Source organism: Jatrophihabitans sp. GAS493 (assembly GCF_900230215.1).
GTDB lineage: Bacteria > Actinomycetota > Actinomycetes > Mycobacteriales > Jatrophihabitantaceae > MT45.
The window spans coordinates 4,499,531-4,522,308 of sequence record NZ_LT907982.1; the positions used below are offsets into that span (position 1 = coordinate 4,499,531).

The 22,778-nt window shown below is 65.4% G+C and carries 21 protein-coding genes; 9 read left to right on the top strand and 12 right to left on the bottom strand.

Annotated elements, in window-relative coordinates:
- Nucleotides 1-50: 50 nt before the first annotated feature.
- From CPH63_RS20595 to CPH63_RS22875, 3 genes are all read left to right on the top strand, one after another.
- Nucleotides 51-305 carry a hexameric tyrosine-coordinated heme protein gene (locus CPH63_RS20595; protein ID WP_096304610.1) on the top strand — a complete coding sequence of 85 codons (255 nt, stop codon included), beginning with the start codon at nucleotides 51-53 and terminating at the stop codon, nucleotides 303-305.
- An 84-nt stretch (nucleotides 306-389) separates the two neighbouring features.
- Entirely contained in the window at nucleotides 390-890 is a 501-nt protein-coding gene (locus CPH63_RS22870; RefSeq protein WP_241895749.1) for a VOC family protein, read from the top strand.
- 6 nt (nucleotides 891-896) lie between these two features.
- Nucleotides 897-1,094, top strand: a complete 198-nt coding sequence (locus tag CPH63_RS22875; RefSeq protein WP_197704476.1) for a bleomycin resistance protein — start codon at nucleotides 897-899, stop codon at nucleotides 1,092-1,094.
- Nucleotide 1,095: 1 nt separating this feature from the next.
- Here the strand turns inward: CPH63_RS22875 and CPH63_RS20605 are convergent, their stop codons facing one another.
- The 5 genes from CPH63_RS20605 to CPH63_RS20625 all read right to left on the bottom strand — a co-directional run bounded on the left by CPH63_RS20605 (nucleotide 1,096) and on the right by CPH63_RS20625 (nucleotide 5,652).
- Nucleotides 1,096-2,835 (bottom strand): MOSC and FAD-binding oxidoreductase domain-containing protein, encoded by a 1,740-nt coding sequence (locus CPH63_RS20605; protein ID WP_096304611.1) that lies wholly within the window; start codon nucleotides 2,833-2,835, stop codon nucleotides 1,096-1,098.
- A 55-nt stretch (nucleotides 2,836-2,890) separates the two neighbouring features.
- Nucleotides 2,891-3,286: a PPOX class F420-dependent oxidoreductase gene (locus CPH63_RS20610; protein ID WP_096304612.1), complete on the bottom strand. Its 396-nt coding sequence runs from the start codon at nucleotides 3,284-3,286 to the stop codon at nucleotides 2,891-2,893.
- Nucleotides 3,287-3,293: 7 nt separating this feature from the next.
- Nucleotides 3,294-4,097 (bottom strand): Bax inhibitor-1/YccA family protein, encoded by an 804-nt coding sequence (locus tag CPH63_RS20615; protein WP_096304613.1) that lies wholly within the window; start codon nucleotides 4,095-4,097, stop codon nucleotides 3,294-3,296.
- Nucleotides 4,098-4,183: 86 nt separating this feature from the next.
- Nucleotides 4,184-5,200, bottom strand: coding sequence for an aldo/keto reductase (locus CPH63_RS20620; protein WP_096304614.1), 1,017 nt, complete (start codon nucleotides 5,198-5,200; stop codon nucleotides 4,184-4,186).
- Between the two features lie 38 nt (nucleotides 5,201-5,238).
- On the bottom strand, nucleotides 5,239-5,652 hold the full coding sequence (locus CPH63_RS20625) for a cupin domain-containing protein (protein WP_096304615.1): 414 nt from the start codon (nucleotides 5,650-5,652) through the stop codon (nucleotides 5,239-5,241).
- A gap of 200 nt (nucleotides 5,653-5,852) precedes the next feature.
- On the opposite strand from CPH63_RS20625, the gene CPH63_RS22485 reads away from it, so the two are divergent.
- Genes CPH63_RS22485 through CPH63_RS20640 form a run of 3 tightly spaced genes read left to right on the top strand, consistent with a single transcriptional unit; the run spans nucleotide 5,853 to nucleotide 8,485 of the window.
- Complete coding sequence (locus CPH63_RS22485; protein WP_157749684.1) at nucleotides 5,853-6,386, top strand: hypothetical protein; 534 nt, start codon at nucleotides 5,853-5,855, stop codon at nucleotides 6,384-6,386.
- Complete coding sequence (locus tag CPH63_RS20635) at nucleotides 6,379-7,479, top strand: hypothetical protein (RefSeq protein WP_096304616.1); 1,101 nt, start codon at nucleotides 6,379-6,381, stop codon at nucleotides 7,477-7,479. The genes CPH63_RS22485 and CPH63_RS20635 overlap by 8 nt, the downstream gene beginning before the upstream one ends.
- Nucleotides 7,480-7,534: 55 nt before the next feature.
- A complete protein-coding gene (locus CPH63_RS20640) occupies nucleotides 7,535-8,485 on the top strand; it encodes a DNA polymerase domain-containing protein (RefSeq protein ID WP_096304617.1) in 951 nt (316 codons plus the stop codon).
- A 419-nt stretch (nucleotides 8,486-8,904) separates the two neighbouring features.
- Here the strand turns inward: CPH63_RS20640 and CPH63_RS20645 are convergent, their stop codons facing one another.
- Together CPH63_RS20645 and CPH63_RS20650 are read right to left on the bottom strand one after the other, a co-directional pair.
- Nucleotides 8,905-9,666 (bottom strand): maleylpyruvate isomerase N-terminal domain-containing protein, encoded by a 762-nt coding sequence (locus CPH63_RS20645; RefSeq protein ID WP_157749685.1) that lies wholly within the window; start codon nucleotides 9,664-9,666, stop codon nucleotides 8,905-8,907.
- A gap of 108 nt (nucleotides 9,667-9,774) precedes the next feature.
- Complete coding sequence (locus CPH63_RS20650; RefSeq protein WP_096304619.1) at nucleotides 9,775-10,791, bottom strand: hypothetical protein; 1,017 nt, start codon at nucleotides 10,789-10,791, stop codon at nucleotides 9,775-9,777.
- 384 nt (nucleotides 10,792-11,175) lie between these two features.
- Here CPH63_RS20650 and CPH63_RS20655 point away from each other — a divergent pair, with 384 nt between their 5' ends.
- Together CPH63_RS20655 and CPH63_RS20660 are read left to right on the top strand one after the other, a co-directional pair.
- A complete protein-coding gene (locus CPH63_RS20655) occupies nucleotides 11,176-11,712 on the top strand; it encodes an IS630 family transposase (protein WP_197704477.1) in 537 nt (178 codons plus the stop codon).
- Nucleotides 11,713-11,910: 198 nt separating this feature from the next.
- On the top strand, nucleotides 11,911-12,591 hold the full coding sequence (locus tag CPH63_RS20660; RefSeq protein ID WP_157749686.1) for a hypothetical protein: 681 nt from the start codon (nucleotides 11,911-11,913) through the stop codon (nucleotides 12,589-12,591).
- A 198-nt stretch (nucleotides 12,592-12,789) separates the two neighbouring features.
- Here CPH63_RS20660 and CPH63_RS20665 read toward each other — a convergent pair whose 3' ends face one another.
- Both CPH63_RS20665 and CPH63_RS20675 read right to left on the bottom strand, forming a co-directional pair.
- Nucleotides 12,790-13,428: an AMP-binding protein gene (locus CPH63_RS20665; protein WP_157749687.1), complete on the bottom strand. Its 639-nt coding sequence runs from the start codon at nucleotides 13,426-13,428 to the stop codon at nucleotides 12,790-12,792.
- A 634-nt stretch (nucleotides 13,429-14,062) separates the two neighbouring features.
- Nucleotides 14,063-15,616 carry an Hsp70 family protein gene (locus CPH63_RS20675; RefSeq protein ID WP_371363636.1) on the bottom strand — a complete coding sequence of 518 codons (1,554 nt, stop codon included), beginning with the start codon at nucleotides 15,614-15,616 and terminating at the stop codon, nucleotides 14,063-14,065.
- Nucleotides 15,617-15,748: 132 nt separating this feature from the next.
- Between CPH63_RS20675 and CPH63_RS20680 the strand changes: the two genes are divergently transcribed.
- Entirely contained in the window at nucleotides 15,749-16,765 is a 1,017-nt protein-coding gene (locus tag CPH63_RS20680; protein ID WP_172892253.1) for a sensor histidine kinase, read from the top strand.
- 264 nt (nucleotides 16,766-17,029) lie between these two features.
- Here the strand turns inward: CPH63_RS20680 and CPH63_RS20685 are convergent, their stop codons facing one another.
- From CPH63_RS20685 to eccCa, 3 genes are read right to left on the bottom strand one after another with little or no spacing between them, the layout of a single operon-like run.
- On the bottom strand, nucleotides 17,030-17,467 hold the full coding sequence (locus CPH63_RS20685; protein WP_096304624.1) for a G1 family glutamic endopeptidase: 438 nt from the start codon (nucleotides 17,465-17,467) through the stop codon (nucleotides 17,030-17,032).
- Nucleotides 17,468-17,496: 29 nt separating this feature from the next.
- Nucleotides 17,497-18,672 carry a S8 family serine peptidase gene (locus tag CPH63_RS20690; RefSeq protein ID WP_096304625.1) on the bottom strand — a complete coding sequence of 392 codons (1,176 nt, stop codon included), beginning with the start codon at nucleotides 18,670-18,672 and terminating at the stop codon, nucleotides 17,497-17,499.
- A complete protein-coding gene (gene eccCa / locus CPH63_RS20695) occupies nucleotides 18,669-22,697 on the bottom strand; it encodes a type VII secretion protein EccCa (protein WP_096305327.1) in 4,029 nt (1,342 codons plus the stop codon). Before eccCa ends, CPH63_RS20690 begins: the two co-directional genes overlap by 4 nt.
- Between the last annotated feature and the right edge of the window lie 81 nt (nucleotides 22,698-22,778).

The following is a 22,778-nucleotide window of genomic DNA, read 5'->3' on the forward strand; positions in this document are numbered from 1 at the left end:
CCCAAATATCGCATCGCAATGTCGCATTGCCAATATCGAGAGGACATGTCATGAATCGTGTACCGGACACTGAGTTGGTCAAGATCCCGGGCGGCACCCTGCTGACGGACTCACCGGAGGAGGGGCGAGCGTTGGCTTTCGCCATCGCCCGGCATACCGTGCACAACATCCAGCCCGACCTCGATGTCCTCGTGGCCGGACGCCCGAAGTACGCCACCACGCCGGAAAGTCTCATCGCGGCGAGTCAGGTGGTTGCCATCGAATTCCAGACCATCGCCGCGGCCAACAACTACTGGCGCTCGTAGCAGCGACCGACCCGATAACTCATCGGTGCGCTCGGCGGCCAAGTGGGTGAGACTTAGGCGAGGCCCACACCACTGGAGGAGAGAATGAGCGGCACCGACGCAGCGGGTGAAGCACCGAGCGATGCTCAAGCGGCACCGGCGATCGAGCTGAGACTTGAGGTCGTCGTCCTACCGGTCGGCGACGTCGACCGGGCGAAGCAGTTCTATCTGCGGTTGGGGTGGCGCCTGGACGCCGACGTCTCCGGGGAGAACGGTTTCCGGGTCGTGCAGGTGACGCCGCCTGGTTCGCCCTGCTCGATCATCTTCGGGTCCCACGTCACGGCGGCCGTGGCCGGATCGAGCGAGAGTCTCATGCTTGTCGTCACCGACATCGAGTCGGCGCGGGCCGACTTGCTCGCTCGCGGCGCCGAGGTCAGCGAGATCTTCCACGACGCCGGGGGCGTCTTCCATCACGCCGGCACCGAGGCGCGGGTTCCCGGCCTCGATCCCGAACGTCGTTCCTACTCATCCTTCGCCTCGTTCAGTGATCCGGACGGCAACGGCTGGCTGCTGCAGGAGATCGTCACTCGTCTGCCCGGCCGGTGACCGGGTATGGACGTCGCGAAGCTGGCTGAGCTGCTCCACGAGACCGCCGAACATCATGGCCCGTTCGAGGAGTCCGCACCGCCGCACAACTGGTGGGACTGGTATGCGCCCTACCTCGACGCCCGCCTGTCGGGCCGGACGCCGGAGGAGGCTTCGCGCGCCGCGGCACGGCACATGGAACCGATCCTCCACGGCGGGGGCTGACCTAGAGGTCAAGCACTACGTCGCTCTGCGGGCGACTGCAGCACAGGAGCACCTGGCCGGCCTCTGGTTCGGTCAGCGGCGTCGGTGAGTAGGTGACATCCCCGGACAGCAGTGGCGTCGTGCAGGTATGGCAGACGCCGGTGCGACACGACCAGCGGGTCGGGACATCGCAGGCCTCAGCCAGTTCCAGCAGGCTGCCCTGGTCGTCGCCGAAAGCGGTGGCGATGCCGACGCGGGCGAAGGTCACCATGGGGCCGCTGCCCACCCGGGCCGGAGCATGCGGCGCCGGTCGGCCACCGGCGACGACGACGCCGGGGTTGATGGCCGATCGCGATGCGAATGCCTCGGTGTGGATATGGCTGGAGGGTAGGCCGAGATCGGCCAGCGCCCGCGTCATGTCGTCCATGAATCCGGTCGGGCCGCAGACGTAGGCCTGCGCGGTTGCCGGCAGATTGAGCCCGGCCAGGACGGAGCGATCCGGGCGACCGTAGGTGACGCCGGCGTCGGGCACCTCGACCGGCGATGCGGCGTCGGCGGTGTAGAACACCTGGCCGCGGGCTTTGGGCAGCGCCGCGAGTAGCTGGCGAGCCTCGGCCGCGAGCGCGTACGTGGCCGGTCCGCCGGTCGTGTGCAGCCACCAGATGACCCGCGAACTGCGTTGTGCAGCCAGCGCCTGCAGCATGGCCAGCACCGGGGTCACTCCGATTCCCGCCGAGAGCAACACGATCGGCTCGTCGCCGCCTTGGAGGAGAAACTCACCCCTCGGCGCCGCCACCTCGATGTCATCACCGACGGCCAGCGTTGCGGCGATGTAGGCACTCGCCGCTCCGTGTGCTTCCCGCTTCACGCTGATGCGGTAGAAGTCGCCGCCCGATGCCGAGAGCGAGTAGCTCCGCACCGCGGGCGTCTGGCCGGTGGACGCTATCCGAAGCGTCAGGTATTGGCCGGGCTTCGGCGGCGGCAGCGCACCGCCGTCGGCGGAGCGGAGGTAGACCGATGTCACCAGGTCCGTCTCGCGCACCAGACGCGCCACCCGCAGAAGTCGGAACCCTGGCCAGTACGGCTTGGACGGCTCGACCCGCACGCGTTGCGGGTGATCGGCCTGCTCGATCAGATCGTGAAACGACCCGCTCCACCCGGGGCTGAGAGCGGGCACATTGAGCAGCCGGCGCATCGTGTCAACATCGCCATCGGGCAGGTAAAGCAACGCGTCGGTGGACGATACGGTGATCGCTTCCGGGCCCGTCGCAGTCTTGACGATCTCGTCGCCGGCCTGGACCGAGCCCTCCCGCAGCACGCGGAGGTAGAAGCCGGGGCGACGGTGCGAGACGAGTAGCGCGGCCATCTGTGGCACGCCCAATCGCAGCCCCACCCGGTAGCAGGTGGTTCGGGGTTGGGTCACCTCGAACTCGGCCTCGCCGATGCGATACCGGTCGCCGATGCACACCTCGTCGTCGGCCAGACCGTCCACGGTGAAGTTCTCGCCGAAGATGCCCATCGTGAGGTCCCGCCGGACGAGCTCGCGCTCCCAGTAGGCGTAAGACTCGCTCTGGTACACCATGACCGCCCGCTGCTCGCCGCCATGGCCGGCCAGGTCTCCCTGCCCGTCCCCGTCCAGATTCAGGCGACGAGCCATCACCCTTCCCGCCACCGGCTCCTTCCAGATCCCGGTGTGGACCAGGCGGCCGTTCCAGGCGACATCGCGAGGACGTCCAACGTTCACTGAAAGCAGAGTCGGCATGCATCACTCCTCACCCGAAGCGGCGACCCCGTCGCCGAGCATGACCGGAAGTCGACTAGCCGGTCGTGACAACCCGGCCGGGGCGCAGTGTCACCGTATTGCGGTCCTCGAGCAGACCGTCGAAGGATTGAAGATCTGTTCCGTAGGCTTCGAGAACTCTGGTCAGAGTGATGAGATCGGGGTCGGGTTCGATCGTCACATCACCGCGAATCTCCAGCGTTCGATAGGGATTGGTCGGATCCAACACGAAGATGGTCGCCTGCGGATGGGCTCGGAGGTTCTTCAGCTTCTGCCTCGCGCCGGCCAACGATGACACGACGGTGTCGCCATCTCGGATGACCCAGATCGCGGTCACCTGGGGATAGCCAGCTGCTCCAACCGTCGCCAGCGCGGCCGGGATGGCGGCATCGAGGAGGTCGCGATGCGACTCGGGGATACGTATCTCACTCATCGTCTGATCATCTGCTGCGCGCCGCGAGCAGTGCAAGCAGCTTGAGGATCGAAATGTACAGCCAGACCAGGGTGACCATCAGTCCGAAAGCGAGATACCACTCCAGCTCCTTCGGCGCCCCGGCCTGCACGCCGGCTTCGATGGTGCCGAAGTCCAAGACCAGGCTGGCCGCCGCGAGAACGATCGCGATCAGCGTGACCACCAGACCCACGCTGCGGAAGCTCTCGCTGTAGAGCCAATCCCAGTTGAAGATCGAGAGAACGAAGACGAAGAAGTAGAGCAGTACGAGGCCGCCCATGCCGGCGGCCACCGCAAACGCGAGCCGCTGTGTCGGCTTGACGATGCGGGTGACGTACAGCAGGAGCGAGACGAGGAAGACGCATCCGGTGGAGAGCACCGCGGCGCCGACTATGCCGTCGGTCTGGGCGTCGAAAGCCGCTGAGATCGCCCCGAGGCAGTATCCCTCGCAGATCGCGTAGAGCGCACCGAAGAGGGCGGCCCGCCGCGGCTGGATGGCGATGAATATGCCGAAGAAGAGCGCCGCGAAGCTCGCCAGCCAGAAGCCGCCGGGGATGGTGACCGTGGTGTTCGCGTAGCCCCGGCCGATGTCGGTCGCGACCGGCGTGGTGGCCGAGGCCCAGCCCCAGGCGCCGCCGGCGACCAGGACGGCGAGCTGCACGAAGGTTTTGATGCCCACGCCGGCCACGGTCATCCGGCGCGCGGTCGACGCGATCAGCTGGGTATCAATGAATTTCTCGCTCAGCGCAGGATTCCCCGAGCGGGGTCGCGCCGATACGCTTGCCTGTGTCATGGCCCCCCAAAGTGGCGCGTTGTCTCAGTCCGTGGATGCTTTCACGAGCTAACCCCACCCGACAACCCGTCCGCCCTACCGGCCATCTACCGACGGCGGGCCTGCGGCCGCAGTTCAGCCGCACCGTAGCTGTTGTCCTTGGCGTTCAGCGTGACACCGGGCGGCACCAGTTCGTCGATGCGATCCAGGATCTCCGTGCTCAGCGTGACGTCGGCCGAGGGAAGCTGAGACTGGAGTTGCTCCATCGTGCGTGGGCCGATGATCGCCGATGTCACGCCCGGGTGGTTCATCGCCCAGGCCAGCGCGAGATCGATCATCGTCAGCCCGGACTGCTCGGCCAGCAGCGCGATCTCCTCGACGATGTCGAGCTTGCGCTGGTTCGCCGGCAGTGCCATGTCGAACCGGACACTCGGACGGGCCGCTGACGTCGGAGCGCTCGGGGCGCCCTTGCGCCAGCGCCCGGTGAGCCACCCTCCGGAGAGCGGGCTGTAGACCAGCGTCCCCATGCCGTAGCGCTGGGTGGTAGGCAGGATGTCCTCCTCGATGCCGCGGACCAGGATCGAGTACGGCGGCTGCTCGGTGACGAACCGGGCCAGATTCCGATCGCGGGAAGCCCACTGCGCCTCGACGATCTGACTCCCCGAGAACGACGACGACCCGATGTAACGGACCTTTCCCTGGTGCACCAGATCGGTCAGCGCACCGAGAGTCTCCTCGATGTCGGTCGTCGGGCTGGGGCGATGCACCTGGTACAGGTCGATGTAGTCCGTCCTGAGCCGGCGCAGCGAGTTCTCGACCTCGGCGATGATCCACCGTCGGGAGCCGCCGCTGTGGTTGGGTTGGTTGTCCATCGGCATGAAGAACTTCGTCGCCAGCACCACGTCGTCGCGTCTACCCTGCAGCGCGTCACCCACGATCTCCTCCGACACCCCACCGGAGTACACGTCGGCGGTATCGACGAAGTTGATCCCCGCGTCCAGGGCGTGGTGGATGACCCGGATCGCGTCAGCTCGGTCATCGTTGCCCCACGGGCCGAACATCATCGTGCCCAGGCAGAGCGGGCTGACCGAAACCCCGGTCCGTCCCAGCAGCCGGTACTCCATATTTCTTCTCCTAAGTCTCAGTCGGTCAGCGGTGGGAGCTACATCCCCGCCGCGCGGTGCGCCGTCGTGTACTGCTCGTCGGTGACCGGTTCGAGCCAGCTGGTGGCCTCCCCCGCGCCCGCGGTGTCCAGAATCGCGTAGTGGCACATCATGTTCTCGGCTGTGCCACCGTGAAAGTGCTCCTCCCCCGCCGGAGTCCACACGCTCTCGCCAGCCCGCAGCATCACCGTCTTCCCGTCCCGGGTGCCGACCAACCCGACGCCGTCGGTACAGACCAGCAGCTGCCCATTCGCATGGCTATGCCAATTGGTACGGGCCCCCGGTGTGAACCGCACCAGAGCGCAGGTAAGGAGTGAGTCGCCATCACCGGCGAAGACCGGGGTCATCCACACGTCACCGGTGAAGTTCGACGCCGGGGTCTTCACCGTCGCATTGGTCGGATTCTTGTCCATGTCCCGTCCTTCTCATCATCGAGTCGCTGGTCGCTGGTCGCTCCTGAGTACCAGTTAACGCGCGGGTGTCCGCCGGTGGGAGTACCGCCTGCCTCCGGCCGATGCTCTTGGTCAAAGCTCCAAGAGCAAATTTCGCGACCCTTGGCGCGGTGAGGTGGGTCACCTAGCGTCGGTCACACATACTCAGATCGGAGCCATCCATGATCACGATCTATGACCCCAAGGCCGAGCCCGGCGTCCCTGTCGATGACTACACGCTGGCCATCGATCCACGCCGGTCGGGGTTGACCATCGGCCTGATCTCGAACGGGTTTCCCGACGCCACCAATCTCCTGGAGGCGGTGGGTCGAGGCTTGCAACTGCGGTTGGACCAGCCCATCGTCAAGTTGTTCGCCCGCAACGACGCCACCGTCACCATAGCGACGGAGATGCTCGAGGAGGTGGTCGGGCAGTGCGACGCCGTGGTGTCGGCGATGGGCCAGTGCGGTAGTTGCACCTCGAGCGCGGTGCGCGACGCGGTGCTCTGCTCCCGGCGCGGCGTCGCGTCCGTGGCACTGATGACCGAGAAATTCTACGAATCCGGTCAGTTCGTCGCTCGATCGGTTGGGCTTCCCGACGTCCCTCGAGTCCAGCTTCCACATCCAACCGCAGGCACCGGCCATGACCGCATCGCGGAGATCGCTGACTCGGTGGCCGACTCGATCGTGGCCCGTCTGAGCGGCATTCATGTCTGAGGCTCTGCTGGTCTCCTCGGAGGTTTCTCTCGCGAACGAGGACGAGCTGCTCGATTGGTTGCACAGCAATCGCCGCACGGACGGCCTTCCGGTTGTGTTGCCGACTCGGGAGCGAGTCGAATCGATGCTCTTTGCCGCCGCGCTGGTCGGTCTCGATCGCGATGTGATCATCGGTTCGGTTCCCCCCAACCAGGGCGAGGCCACGGTGGAGAAGATCGCCATCAACGCGGTCATGGCCGGCTGCGCGCCCGAGCACTTCTGCGTGGTCGTCGCCGCGGTGCGCGCCGTGTGTGACATCCGGCTGGATCTGGCCGAGGTGCAGGCCACTACGCACGAGTTGACTCCGCTGATCATCGTCAATGGGCCGGTAATCTCAGAAGCCGGCCTGGCCAGCGGCTACGGCGTCCTCGGCTACGGACATCGCGCCAACCTCAGCATCGGCCGGGCAGTCCGGCTCTGCCTGATCAACCTCGGCGGCGGATGGCCGGGCGCGTCGGACATGACCGTGATCGGCCACCCGGGAAAGCTCGCTTTCTGCCTGGCCGAAGATGAGGCGAACAGCCCTTTCCCACCGCTGCACACCTCCTTTGGGTTCGGAGTCGAAGAGAGCGCGGTGACGGTGATGTGTGTCGGTGCGCCCCATTCGGTGCTGGCCTTCCCCGACGCCGATGACCCGCTGGAGGCCGAGCGCGTCCTCGAACTGCTCGCCCGCACCATCGCCGGAGTCGGCAACAACAACTCGGTGCTGGGTAAGGGAACGGTGGTGGTCTGCCTCAACCCGGACCACGCCCGGATCCTCTCCGACGCCGGTTACACCCGGTCTGACATACAGCATCAGCTGTGCCAGCGGGCGACGAATCCGCGAAGGCTTGTCGAGTACCTACGCCGCGGCGCCAACGCGCCCACGGACATCGATCCGGGCGAACTCGTGCCGGCGGTCGAGTCTCCCGACTCGATAGTGGTCGTGGTGGCCGGTGGTTCGGGCTTCTACTCCGCCGTCATGCTGCCCTGGACCGGCGGCCCGCACGCGAACACGCACATCACCGTCGAGGTCGTCACCAGCGATGCGTGCGAGGTTCCAGTCGTCGCCTGAGCCGGCCGAGAGCTCTGGGCTGCCAGATCGCCGCCCGCTGGGCCAAGATGGTTCCATGACAGCGAGTGAGACCCGCGACGGTGTCGCCCTGACGAACCTCGACGAGGCGCTCTTCGACGGTGCGGAGACGACCAAGCGCGATCTCGTCGAGTACCTGGATGCGCTTCATGCGCAGTTGATCGAGGCGCTGCGGGATCGGCCCTTGTCGGTCATCCGGGCCCTCCGCGGTCAGAAGCCGTTCATGCAGAAGAACGTGCCTAAATACACGCCGGATTGGGTCCCCACCGCGCCGGTCTGGTCGGCGGCGACGAAGCGGGAGATCGCCTACGCCCTCTGCAATGACCGGCGCACGTTACTGTGGCTCGCCAATCAACGCTGCATCGAATTCCATCCGACCCTCTACCGGATTCCCGAGACCGACGCCCCGACCCATTTGGTGCTCGACCTCGACCCACCCGAGGGCAGCGACTTCGGCTGCGTCGTCGCGACGGCCGAGCTGGTCCGCCAGGCGCTGGCCGATATTGGGTTGGCCGGTGCGGTGAAGACCAGCGGATCCAAAGGCGTGCACATCTTCGTACCCGTGATTGCGGCGAGCACCGAGGAGGTCGCGCTGGCCACCCGGGCGCTGGCCGTCCGGGCCGAGGCACTCGACCCCAACCTCGCTACCACCGCGTTCATCAAGACTGACCGCGACGGAAAGGTCTTCCTCGATTCGACGCGGGCCGGCGGGGGCAGCGTCGCCGCCGTCTACAGCCCACGACTTCGGCCGGGGACGCCGGTCTCCTTCCCCGTCGCGTGGTCCGACCTGGCCGATGTCTCCCCGGCCGACTTCACGCTGCGCACTGCGCCGGCCCTGCTTGGTGACTCGGACCCTTGGACGACGCTGATGCCGCCACCCCAGTCGCTGCCGGCAGAACTCGTCGAGCAGGGGCGGAGCATCCCGGCGGCCCGCGCTCAAGCACTGCACCCGGAACTGCGGCGCCACCATCGTGGGGAGAGCCGCTGATCCAGCCCTGACTGCGTCTTCACCACACGTTCCTGTCACCTTCCGAACGTGGACGGACCGCACGGACGGCCACGGCATGCGGTCGGTGACCGCATTAACAAGCCTTCCGGGCGTAGTCGACTTGATCCTGGCGATAGAGGGATCGCGAGCGGCGTCGGCAAAGGCGTCCGGGAGGCGATCCATCAGTGATCGCGCACGTTCAATAGCCACATCTACCGGCACGCCGAGTTCCTCGCTGACGTGAGGCCACATCGCCGACGAACTCGACGTCATCAGGTAGGAGCCGCCGAACTTCATCGCGAGACGCAGCTTCTGCATAGGCATATCTGAGTACGGAAGCGCGGAACGGTGCCAGGCCGCGTCGTCGCTTCGGATACGTCATCGACCGCCTGTTCCACGGGAGCGTAGGGGGCGAGGTGTCAGTAGCCGCTCAGCAGCACTTGAAGGCGCGCGAGGTCAGGCTGAGACAGATGACTGCGGACCTGTCCGTGACGATCAGGTCGTCGCCCCCAGATGAAGACGTGACGGTCCGTCGCGTCGATGTCGATGCTGGGTTCGTCGATGTCGTCCTCGGCCCAGGCCAGCGCCGCCGTGGCCGCGTCGACGAGCACACGCAGATCCCGGTGTCCCGCACTGCGTAGACGTACCCGAAAGTCGATGTCCGGGTCCGGGTCACGTTGGCGCCCGGCGACGAGCAAGATCTGCCCGAGTTCACCGACGGAGTGATCGACGAGGTCCTCGGCGCCCAGCAACCGTCTGCTGATGTCATCGTCGCCCGCGACGTCCCAGCGGTGCAGAGCGTGCTCGTTGCGCAAGTGCGGGATGAACTTGGCTACCGCCATACGACGACCGGTCCAAGGGATGACAGCGTCCGGCTCGCGGTCAAGGACGTCGGCCACCAGAGCACGCATCCTCGATTCCTCAGCAACGAACCGCCGAAGTAGAGCCGCGTGGCCAATCACCCGCAACGTGGCCTCACGCTCTTCGAAGCCGCGCGTCTTCGGGACTGGGTCACCCTGCAAGTAGGGCTCCAGATGGCGGCTAACCTCCACTGCGATACCGGTAACGTGAGCGACGATCTCATGGGTCGTCCAGCCCTCACACGCACTCACCGCGTCCGGTGCGGCGGCGTCCACCGTGGCAAGAAAGGCGTCTGCTTCGGCACTTCGCTCAATCGTCATTCGCTGCTGCTCCACTCTGCTCGACTCATCACCATCCACGGTAACCGCACGAGCGTTCGGGCTGTCCCTGCGGGCACGCCGCAATCGGGCTGTTGCCGGCAAGGAGGGTCAGGACCAGTTGACGATGACCTGACCGTTGACCGACGTTTTGACCGTGTCGTAGGTACGGCTGAGGGTCGGAACGCCGGCCGGCGCCGTCTTGGTGTTGGAGATCCAGGTTCCGCCGACGCCGCCACCGCCGCCGAGATTGACAACGTTGTACGTACCCCCGCCACCGCCGACCCAGCCCGCGCCGCCGCCGGCCGCACCGTCGCCGTTCCCACCACCGCCGGGGTCACCCGAGGCGACGCCGTTGGTCGTGGTGACGCCACCGGCCGAACCGCCGACGCCGCTGGCGCTGCCGGCATTGCCGTCGCAGCCGTATCCGACGAGGGGGCTGGTGGTCAGGGTCGCCGAGCACGCCGCCCCACCGTCGCCACCGCTGTTGCCGCTCGAGCCACCGGCGGTCCCGCCTCCGGCGCCGACAACCATCAGCATCGTTGGAGAGCTGCATGCGGTTGTGGCGCACAGAGCCACCGCGGTGGCACCGCCACCCCCACCCCCACCGCTGCTGCTGCTGGTCGCGCCTGCTCCGCCTGAGGCGTAGCCGACACCTCCCGCGCCTCCGGACGTCCCGGATCCGTTGCCCCCGGCGCAGCCAGCCCAGATCTCAAGCCGCTGGCCAGGGCTCACTGCGAAGGAGATGTTCGTCGTGTTGGCCTTCGCCACGGTCGCGGGGAGGGTACCGACGGTGCGGCCGGCGTTGAATGCGCTGCTGTTGCCAGCGCCGAAGCCTCCAGATCCGGCGGCTGCGGCGATCGAGACAGTGACGGCCGGATAGGCCACGTCTATCGTCTGCACGCCGGCCTGGCAGGTGAAGGTGGTAGGTCCGGCCAGCGAGAATGAGGTCGACGTCGACAATGTGTTTGCGTTGTTACTGTTCGCCGCGGTCCAGGCGCCGTGCGTCGAGTCGGTGAAGGTGCTGGCGAGGGCCAACAAGACCAGCACAGCGCATGCCAGATACCGGCGGGTGGTCCGCCGCTGGGTGCCGCGCAAAGTCAGCCAGTGCATCTTCAGGTCGCCCAAGTCCTAGATTCGATCGTTTCGTGCGGGCAGCGAGAAGTCGCAGCAGCTCATGATTTGTCATCGGTCACGTGTGCGGAAACTTGAGCGATTCCCCGAGATTACTGGCTGCAATCGGATGACTTCGCCCCTCTCGACTATCAAGGGCGTGCGTCCCACGTCGCGGGTCCGATCGCCGCGTAGGACGCAACACCAGCTACCGCACGGGTGAGCTGGAAGCCGCTGAGGCGATCGAGCTGCCGCCGCAGTTGCCGTCTTCACCAAGGAACTGGGCATATGGACGGCGACCCGGTGTCCTGCACCCGCACGTCCCCGTCGAGTCCGCCAAGCTCTACGTGGACCTCATCGGCGCCGACGCGATCCCGGAAGAAGGTAAGCGGGCCATCGGTGACGGTGACTACCGGTGGCGGCGGAGATATCGCACGAGTGAACATCCACCTACGCATCGACTTCTCATTCACCTACCTCGGACAGACTTGGACCGTCTGGGTCAAGCGGGGTGTACTCGCGACCGGCAAGATCACCGGAACCTGCCAACCGCAGCACCGTCATCAGGAATTCCTGCGGTTCCTCAAGCAGGTCGCCAAGGCCTACCCCGACCAGGAGCTGCACCTGGTCATGGACAACTACGCCGCCCACAAACGCGTCGAGATCCGCGACTGGCTGACGGCGAACCCGAGGATCACGGTGCACTTCACCCCGACATCAGCGTCGTGGATGAACCTCGTCGAAGTCTGGTTCGGCATCATCGAACGACAAGCCATCCACCGCGGCACCTCCGGATCAGTCAGCGACCTCACCACCAAGATCCGCGCCTTCATCAACGGCTGGAACGACCGATCCCACCCCTTCGCCTGGACCAAAACCGCCGACCAAATCCTCACCAAAGCCAACCGACAAACCACTTCAAAAACAGGCCACTAGAGCCCGGGTCAGCGCTCCGATCTAGCTTGAGCCAAGTCAATACGCATCACTCGTTCCCAGTTGAGTTGTCTAGACGTATCCTGAGTCATCGGCCGGCGACTTCACCTGCGACCAGCGACTGAACTGTCAAGCAAGGACGATCCGTTCTATTGAAATCGAATCAATTGGCGGGGGGACCAACTCGAATGAGGTTCAGCTATGACGCTATTTCATCTCAGCGAAGGTGGTGGCACCAGATCCGGCCATCCGTGGTCAACCGTAGCTGCACTAGCCGGTCGCGTTCCGGACGAGCAATTGCTGCGAATGAGATTGGCGATCTACAACGCGCGCCCGAAGTCCGCGGTACTTGAGATCGCTGAGGCAGTCCAGGCCGGTCGGCTATCGATCAGCAAGGCGGAGCGATTCAACCTGAGCCGATTGGCCCGGGCCTATCGAATCGACCCGGCTCCCTTCAATTCGGTCCATCCGATCAGCCTAGAGGCGATCGACTACGGTTTTTTTGCGCCATGTCTGGACAACCAGTGGGGAGACGCCGGCGACGACATCGCCGTCCTGGCCGCGGCAGGTGCAACTGTCGATCGGCGTGGATTCCGGGCGGCCGCCCCATCGTACGTCCTGCCGGACGGCCCCCTGCAGGTCCGTGCTCTGTGGCGCGTCGCCCGCGCCCTTGCGTGGCCAGCATCGGACGTATCAGAGGTGCGGCTCATCGAGCTTCGGCAAGACGCAGATCCAATCGCTGCGACTGTTGCCGTTTCGGAGGCCCTGATCAGGCACGGGGACCCGGCACCGGCCGTAGAGGTCTTCGTGGAAAACGACTTACTCACTCAGTATCAGCGAGCCGCAATGGCTTGCGCAGTGAAGATCTGGGCTGCCGGCTAGCTCGCGGGGTTAGACGCTCGCGCGCAGCCGGGCCAACTCATCCTCCGGGCCGACCGGCGCCGCTACGGCTGTTCGCTCGCGAACCAGAGCGGGCCGATTCGCAGTCGCATCCATTGATCTTGACCAGCAGGTCCCGGCGACCGCCGAAGCGGAAGGCGCGCTCCCCGGTTCGTTCCACATAGTGATCCATCCTCCATGTCACCTGACTTGCGCCCGCTCCCGGCTTAGCACCACGCGTAGGGCGGGCGAGCCGGGGGAACGAACTTCGAGCAGTCGCTCAGCAATAGGCGACTGTTGCGGTCGCGTACCAGCGCTATCCTCGAACTGCACGTCCTCGCAGAGAACCCAGTCGGAGTGCCTGCGGCCGCCCAGTCGCGTGGCCACTGCGCCAGTCTCCGTTGAGCCAAAGATCTCGATCAGGCGCTGGTTTGCGCTAAATCCATCGACGAGTTGAGTTCCGACAGCCGGCAGTACTGCGGTGCTGTGCAGGAAAGTCACCCGCTCCGGCACGCTCCAGCCGATGCGTGAATTGAGGAGCAACGCAAAGGTCGAAGGTATCGCGGCAATGAGTTGATGTTCGTCCACGTTGTCGATCGGCAGTCGCTCACCCGGTGCGACGTAGGTGACGGGAATACGCAGATACGCCGGAAGAACAGCAGTGGCCATCACCCCGTAGAGATGCGATGGCGGCGCAAAGGAGAGCATCGATTGTGGTCGGTCCCCATCCGTCGCCTCGGCGATGACGCGGGCGACGACCTCCGCCTCGGCCCAGATCTGCCGCGGCGTACGAAGCCAGCCGATCGGCTCCCCCGTCGTTCCGGATGTCGTAAAGCGCACATCTTCAGTGACGAGGCACGAAAGTCCCGTCTCGGTTCCCCCTCCTCGCAGTGGCCCCAGTCGAGAGTCCAGGACGTGGTGGATACCGGCGGACGCATGCAGGAGAGTGTGGCGCTCCCCCGCAGTGAGTCGAAGATCGCCGCCGGATCAAGAACGGGAAACGATGCAGGCATGCCTCTGCCTTCGGCGAGCCCCACACGAACGTCGAAATCGGCATATGCTCCGAGGTATCGGTGCCACCAACCAGTACGGCATCGTCATTCCACCGTCACACCCAAGAACGTTTTGGTCAACCGTTCAACCAAATTGTTGTTCGGCACTCTCGCCCCTTTGCACGATCGCCAACTTGGCCTTCTCGTCGAAAAGAAATTCAACAACGGATTGATGCCGAATCTGATTCCACGTCACCAAGCCGTTGGCTAGGAATCGGGCCTACACCACGGATTCAAAGGAATGCAGATCGTCGCGTCTGCGCTAGCGGCAGAGTCATCCGGCCGCACGTACCGGTTCCTCGACGCCGGCCGCCGGATGGACACCGACATCCAGACGGTGGTGGCGCGCTCATCGAGACCGGCGCGATTGCCGCTGCGGCTCTCAATGCGATGCATTTCTTACAAGGCAGGTTCGATGGTCGTCAGCTAGCTGGCGATGCGGACACCGGCACCGGAGTGGGGAAGCAACATGGCAACGGGCCGTGCTGCACTCCAGCCCCTTTCGCGTCGGCGGGGAGGACGAGTATCCAGCCCGATTCGATGTCGTTCACATCAGTCAGCGCAGCACCATCCGGTTGCAATCGCCCCTTGTTCAGAGCGAATATCTCGCCTAGCCGGTCACCATCTCCGAGGAACCGGTCGGCAATCTCAAAGAGAAATTCCTGCTGCCCCTGGTAGGCGTCCCTAACGATGTAGTAAGTGGAGACCGGCCCTGGGCCCTGAGGAATGCTGTCGTCTGAAGTACTCGGTGCTGCACTGGAGTGACTGGGCGTATTCGACGGGTTCGTCCCGGACGTCGTCGCATGCGACGAATTACTCCCCTCGGCTATAGGCGACCTTCCCGAGCCGCGACCTGGACCGAGAACAATCACCAGAAGGACCACGGCGACCAACGCTCCCAGAACCGTCAGGAGCACTGCGCGCGACGACCAGCGCGTGGCCGGGGACGAGGAGAGCGCCGAAGAACCCGAAAGGGTCGCGGACATCGACGCGGTCGCGATGGAGCCGGTCACGGCCGGATCTGCGGCAAGATCAGCGGCTCCGAGCGCGACGGCCGTATCTGGTTGGTCAACGACTTCGACCGGGCATTCGACGGTGTCCTCAATCGCGGTGAGCAGCAGCGGAATCCGGGCGGACCCGCCTACCAGCAGCACGGCATCAAGCTGCTCGATTCCGGCAGAACGTATTGCCTCAGTCAAAACCTGCACGCTCGATCGCACCAGCGGTCGGACCAGCTCCTCGAACTCGCCTCGTGAGATCTGCCGACCATCAGGCAACGTGGACTGTTGCACGCGGCTCAACTCATGTTTCACGGCCCGAAGCTGCTCGGGTGTCGACCCGCTCAAGTGTTGTCCCAACACCTTGTCGAACGCGTCCCCGCCGACACGATCGGAACCGACCGGCACTCCGACAATCTCCGGCACGGCACCGTGCACCCCGGAGCGCAGCACCACTGCCTCGACCGCACCTCCGCCGACGTCGAAAATCGCGATGTGCCGACCCGCAACGGTGCCCTGCGCCGAGAACCACCGGCGCGCCACTGCTTGCGCGTCGCTAACTACGACGCAGCCACCAACACCCGCCAACACCAGAACATCATCGAATCGCTCCCGTCGAAACGCCCCCCACGAAACCGGACATGTGACAACGACTCGTTCGGGGCGTTCTCCGACCAACTGCTCGGCATCATCCAGACAGGCGACCAGGACCGCCGCCAACAACGTCTCGACCGAATAGGGTGCTGAATCTATGAGAATCGGACTCGGCTCACCCAAACCCCCCCGAAAATTGCGGACCAGCCTCTCGGGCCGATGTACACCTGCCCGCTCGGCGACGGCGCCGCAGAGCAACGATCCGTCATCAGCGACAAACACCGATACGGGCACCGGGACGGCCACCACTTCAGCTCCGTCACCACGACTCACGGCGACTTTGCACAACGTCGACCCGATATCCACGCCAGCAGCAACCACCACTACGCTCCCCGTCTGTATGCGTCCACGCCACTGGTGGGTGTGCCCGCCCGACTTACGCTCAAAGACAGTGTAGTTTCCGAAGAAGCCACTGCCCCACCGTCCTTTCTCAAACCTCTGCGAGTACTAGCCGATTTGCTGACAGACCTACTCATAGTCGCCGGTGAGATCGACTGGTCCAGCGAGGATCCACCCGATCTCACCGGATTGCTGCGTGCCGTGCTCGCCGAAGTGGACTGCGACGATGGCGTGCTCACCTTGACGGTCGACAATGAATCACTCGCCGCGGTGCCGAAACAGCATTGTTGGAGCGTCAAAGGGTCGCTTTCGATGTACGAATCCGACGGCTCAACGACGCCGCCAGCCGGGCCCACGCTGTCGATTCCCGGTGGGTTCATCGTGGCCGCGGGTGCCGGGCGGCGCGACCGTGCTCGGCTAGTCGATCTCATCGATCTACTCAGCCCGGTGTGGCAGTTGGCCCGATCAACCCTCCAGACGCTCGCGTCCCGCGCAAAGTATGAGGAACACGCTAGCGAGATCGGCCGTGTGCGACTGGAAGCCGCCGCCGGGATGGATCTCCTTCGCCTACACCTCGAACGCGATTTGCACGACGGCGCACAGAACGAATTGGTCGCGCTGACGATGCGGGCATCCCTGTTGGCCGAGGATATCCACGACGAGCGTTGGCCAGAGGCCCAAGCGCGCGTATCTCAGCTGGCTGAGCATTTGGAGGAGTCGCAACGCACCCTGGCGCGGGCCGTGTCTGGAGTCAGCCCGGATGCGCTGCGGGAGAACGGACTGCTGGCCGCCCTGCGAGCCGCTGGTCTGCCGACGCAGCGACTGACCTTTGCCGAGCCTGATGGCGAACCACGCCGCTACCCGGCGGTAATCGAGGTGACTGCGCACTACATCGCGTTGGAAGCGATCACCAACGCGCTGAAGCACGCGGTGGGTACCACGGTGCGGGTCACGGTGACCGACGCCTACGGCGGTCTGGAGTTCGAGGTGTCAGATTCGGGGCCGGGCATCGCTGATGTCGCGGGCTCGGCGTCGCTGCGGTTCCTGCGGGAACGCGCCGAAGCGGTCGGCGGGCGCCTCGAAGTGCAGTCAGCGTCCTCGGGCACCGTGATCCGGGCTGAATTTCCGCTCTAGGGAGTGTTGCGCCGTAATTGCTCGGCGTCTCCTCGCCGGCCTGAGGTGCGGACTGAGCGATCGGCGACCCGTTGACCCTCGCGTTACTCACCTGAACGGGGAAGCTATTGATGCCGCCGTTGTAAGACTCGACCGCGACCGCGGCGACGTAGCCGGAGAACCCACTGGACGCCTGAACGGTGGTGTTGTCCCACCAGTTCTGGGTTTCGTTGACAAGGTCCTCCCAGCAGGTGCCGGTGGTAGGACACGACACCGAGGCATGGATCAGGTCGCCGGGCTGCACAGGGTCGAGAAGGTAGATCCAATTGCCCTGCAGATCGGCATGCATTGCGTAATACTCGGGTTGACCTTGCGGCAGCCGAGAGCAAAACCGGTCTGGACAATCGCCGCGGTGTCTCCACCGTTGTCACCTTGAATGCCTACCCAGTACGCATCTGCCATCCCCCCACTTTGCCCGGGCGAGCAGACCCCGATCGGCACGATAAAGTCCGCCGCCGCCGACGAGTACGGCCCTCCCCAAGCCTGGTAGCCGCTCCAGCCGCTCGGGTTGGCCGATGCAGTGTCGGCGGCCGCGTTCAATCCGGGTGTGCAACGATCCGGTCGAACTCCGTGCGACACCAGCAGGTGACGCCAGGCGAACAGGGAGGCTAGCGCCACGCCCGCGCTCAGGGCGCGATCGGCGCTGAATTTCCGCTGCAGCATCCGGCGAGAAGCGGAGCAGACGTACCGACTCAATCGGCCCGCCAACCGCGGCTGCGCCCACTTCGTATCACCACGCCAACGACCCCGACCAGGACCGCCCCGAAGGCCATACTCAGGACCGAGAGCAGCACCGGCCCCACCTTGGCCCGGGACTGCGTCTCGAGCGGCGGTACCTTCAGAGGGGGCAGCGATGCCTGCGATGGCGACGGCTGGCCCGGACCGGGCGGCACGCCGAGGACCGCGGCCTCTGGATCAACGAGTCCGGCTCCCACGAGCGCGGGCGACACTCCAGATGCGAGCGGGGTGGCTGTCGACACCAATCGTGACGCGACCGCGGCGGGGGTCAGGCCAGGACGGTAACTCAGCATCAGCGCCGCTACCCCGGCCACGTAGCCGACGGCCAGTGATTCGCCCGAGCCGGTGATGGTGCCGGCACCGGTTGGGGGAACGCTCGTCAGGTCCGCTGCGGGGGCACAGACGGTCGGATTGATCTTGGACAGCGTGCTGACCAAGGGGGTGCCGGTCGCGTCAATTCCGGCAACCCGAAGTACCTCGGGGGAGGCTCCCGGTTCGGCGATGTCACCGCTCTGATTGCGGGCGGTATGCGCCGGCGCGATCACGAGAACCCCGTCTCTCTGGGCGCGCGCCATCGCGCCGGTCAGTGCCGGTGAGCCGTAAGGCGCGGTCGCGGGCGTTGCAATAATCGCTGCCTGCGCGTCAAGGGCTGCGTTGATCCCGGCGGCAAGGAGATCGGGGGGCACATCTTCGTTCGCCCCGTCTTGGGTGGCGACGACCCGGATGGGCAGGATGCGGGCGTCCGGGGCGACACCGTGGAACGCCGAGCCGTTCTCGGGGCGGCCAGCGATCAATCCGGCCACGAAGGTGCCGTGCCCCATACAGTCGCTCCTAGCCGAGCCCGATCCCGTGACATCAACCCCAGGCAGAACTCGTCCGGCGAGAGCGGGCGTTGTCGAGGAGACACCCGTATCGAGGACGGCAACCGTGACCCCGACCCCGGTGGTCATAGGCCAGACCCGGTCGACGTCGAGCCGGGCTTGTGCCCACGGGATCGACTGCACAGCAACGTCATTGGGTGGCTGACAGACGGGCACCGCCTCCGCCGGGGCGACGCGTGCCGTCAGGCCAACCAGGGACGTTGTGCCGAAGCCGACAACGAGCAGGACTGCCCTGAGAGTCCGCCTCATGTCCGGTCCTCGGCGGCCGCGGACCAGCCTACCTGCAGGAGGGTGCAGGACCGTCGAGTCACCAGTTGGCCACGACCCGGTGGAAGAATCCGCGGGCGCTGACCATTGAGCATCGGCCCCTCCGATGGCGGGCAGGAGAGCACGAGATCGGGCGTGTTCGACTCCTGGAGTCTGCGCACGACGCCGTCGGACGCCGCCCGGCTTGCCACCGCAGCGGCGCGCGTCAAGACCACGTGCAGGCCTACGTCAGATGCGACGGCGAGCAACGGAAGCAGCGCGTCCAGCGGTCCACTCGACCCGTAGCCACCGAGCAGAAGGTCATAGTCGTCGACGAGGACGTAGTACTCGGGGCCGCTCCACCAGCTACGCTGCGCCATCTGCTGCGGGCTCACGTCGGAACCAGGCAAGCGGGCAGTCAACTCGTCGGCCAACCGTCCGATCATGTCAGCGAGCGCGGGGCTGGAGTAGGCGATTTCATACCGGTGGGACTCCGGGATGGAATCAACCAGCGTGCGCCGAGCGTCATAGAGAACCATCCGTGCATCGCCCGCCGGATAGGCCGAGACGACGGCGTTGGCGACCAGCCGGAGGGTCGCGCTCTTGCCACTGCCGGTGTCCCCGAGCACGGTCAGGTGCGGATGGTCGGAGAAGTCGTGCCACACCGGCTCAAGGTCGGACTCCGACCATCCGAGAGGCACTCGCATTCGTCCCTGCGCGGCCGGCAACCGCTCTATCGGGAGCATCGCCGGCAGTAGGCGGACTGGGGGCGCGGTCGGGCCGTACCAATTGTCGGCGACCGCATCGACCAGCGATTGGGTCGCCTCCCGCAGATCGGACGTGCCAGAGTCTCCGTCGATACGCGGAACGGCGGCGAGGTAGTGCAACTTCTCCATCGTCAACCCGCGTCCGGGAATGCGCGGCACCTTCGCGGCGGCCCGGATGTCGATCATCGAATCGATCGAGTCACCGAGGCGTAGCTCGATGCGGCTGCCGAGGAGATCACGCAGCGAACTGTGAATATCTGACCAGCGACCGGTGGTCAGCATGACGTGGATGCCGTAGGCCAGTCCGCGGGCAGCCAGCTGGCGAATGGCCGACTCCTCATGTTCGAAATCAGTCCGCACCGAGGCCCAACCATCCACGACCAGGAACACATCGCCAAACGGATCATCGATAGCTCCGGCGGCGCGCATCGTCCGGAAGGCGGCCATTCCCTCAATCTCGTGATCGGCGAAGAGCCGTTCCCGCAGGGCGAGGATCTGGCACACCTCGGCCACCGTCCGGCTTACCCGTTCGGCATCCATTCGACCGGCGACGCCGCCGACGTGCGGCAGTTCGCCCAGTACCCCGAGCGATCCACCGCCGAAGTCTAGGCAGTAGAACTGCACCTCGTCCGGTGTGTGGGTGAGCGCGAGCCCGCAGACGATCGAGCGCAGCAAGGTGCTCTTGCCTGCCTGCGGGCCGCCGGCGATCCCGACATGACCGCCACCACCGGAGACGTCGAGCATGTACAGATCACGTATCTGTTCATAGGGCTTGTCTATGAGCCCGATCGGCACGATGAGGCCGCCGCGCCCCGACCATCCGGCTGGGCAGAGACCGAGGGCCGGTTCTGGAACGAGCGGCAGCAGCAACTGGTCGAGCGAAGGCGGAGCAACCAGCGGCGGGAGCCATACTTGGTGGGCGGGCGGACCCTGGTCACGCAGGCGGTCGACCACGACGCTCATCACCGATTGGCTCGGCGCGGTCGCCTCGGGGGTAGCCGCATCCGCGGGACCGCTCGGTTCGGCCTCGACGGTGGAACCCTCACTCGTTGACTGAGTTTCATTCGGGTTGAGGACTTCGATCCGGCCAGACCCAAAGGGAACTATCTGCCGGCTCACCTCAGCCTGTCGCTGCTCTCGGGTGCGCCGCTGGTACTGGCCGGAGACGTACGCAGCTTTAAACCGGATAAGATTCGAGACATCCAACCGCATGAATCCGTTGCCGGGAGCGGCCGGCAGGTGGTAGGCGTCTGGCACACCGATAACCGATCTGCTCTCCATGGCCGACAGTGTCTTCAGCGAAATGCGATAGGAGAGGTGGCTCTCGAGCTTGTGCATCCGCCCGTCCTCAATGCGCTGACTGGCCAGCAGCAGGTGGACCCCGAGCGAACGCCCGAGGCGCCCGATCATCACGAACAATTCACCGAAGTCGGGGTGACTCGCGAGCAGTTCGCTGAACTCGTCGACAACGACGAAGAGCGTCGGCAGCGGATCGAGCGCTGCCCCAGCACGGCGAGCTGTCTCATAGTCGAGCAGCGAGCTGTAGTTGCCGGCGCGGCGGAGAAGCTCCTGCCGACGGTTCATCTCGCCTTCCAACGCGTCCTGCATGCGCTCGACGAGTGACTCTTCATCGGCCAGGTTGGTGATGACGGCCGAGGTGTGCGGAAGCTTGTCGAGCCCGAGGAACGTCGCTCCCCCCTTGAAGTCAGTGAGAACGAAGTTCAGCACCTCGGATGAGTTGGTCATTGCGAGCGCGAGGACGAGGGTCCGAAGCAACTCACTCTTGCCGGAGCCAGTAGCGCCGATGAGTAATCCGTGCGGCCCGACGCCTCCCTGTGCAGCCTCTTTGATGTCGAGCTCGACCTTCGAACCGTCCTCCGCGATACCGATGGGCACACGAAACCGCTCAGCGGGCGCGGCCGCACGGTCCCACAATTGCCGCGGGTTGAGTGCACCCACATCGGCAATCCCTAGCAGCGCTGCGAGGTCGAAGTCGGTAATCATAGGTTCGACGATGTCGGTAGAGGCGGCCAATCGAAAGGGCGACATGACTCGGGCCAGCGCCGACGCGCGCGCAACGCTGAGGCGGTCGGGGCAACCCAGCGGCGCACGGATCTCCTTCCCGATCCGATCGGTGCGGACCATCTCCAGGGTCTCTTCGCTAAGGTCCAGACGCAGGCTGGTCGGCCCGTCGGGGATCGCATCGGCCTCGCCTCCGACGACGATGACCACTGAGTTGGCGAATCCAGTGCCGGCCAGCCGCGACTCGGAGGGTATGTCCGGGCCGTCGACGATCACCACGACATAGGGCTGTTCGTGCGATGGCGTGGCGCCTGGTTCGAAGCGAGCGCGATCGTGCAGCTCACCGGCGAGCAGTGATTCGATCTGGCTCATCGAATCACCGACATACCGTGCGCTCCCCGCACCGTCCTGAACGAAGTCGTTCTGGGCGTGGGGCAGCCACTTCACCCAATCCCACTCAGCACGCTGGGCGTCCTCAACGCAGATGGCGATCTTGAGGTCTTCCGGCGAGTGAAAGGTAACGAGCTGGGCCACTAGGGCCCGCAGTGTGTCCCGCGCCAGATCATCGTTGCCACGCAGCGAAATGTGTGAGAATGCCCGGAGAAATACGGCAGAGGGTAGATCTCCGACGGTGTTGTAGGCGGCAATGAAACGGCGCAGCGCCCGGGCACTCAGCGGTTCCAGGTCTTCGATCGGCTTGGTCTTCATCGGCTTCAGCGTCAGGGCAAGCTTCTGTGGCCCGCGAGCGATCCGAACCTCAGCGAAGTCCTCATGTGCCGCATGGCGCTCCCACAACCGACCACTCATCGCCACCGACCAGAGAGCGGTGGGATCGGGGTGGCGCCACGCCAACGCCGAACGCTGGTCCATGGCCGCCTTGCGTACCTGTACCCGAACCTGGGACAGATAGCGAAGATAGTCGCGCCGATCGCCCCGCATCTTGCCTCGCCGATCGCCGCCGCGGGACACATTCATGAACAGCATCGACAGCATCATCAGACCCATCCCTATCGGGGCCAGAGACAACCCGACCGAACCTCCACCGCCCAGGCCACCGATTAACATCGGCCCGCCGACAATGAGCAGCATCGCGAGGCCGCCGACCACCATCGGCAGGAACGACATCAGGCCGCCGCCGACGTACTCACTCACGACCGGCGGCTCCTGCAGCGCAAGCTCGCCGGTCGGCATCTCGGGAGGTTTGCGACGGGTCGGGCGATGGAAAACGATGACGCTCACGACGGTCTCCTTGGTGGCGATAGCGGACTGCGCGGACTGCACGCCACACACGGGCGACGCCGCCGATGTGGATCAGTCGAT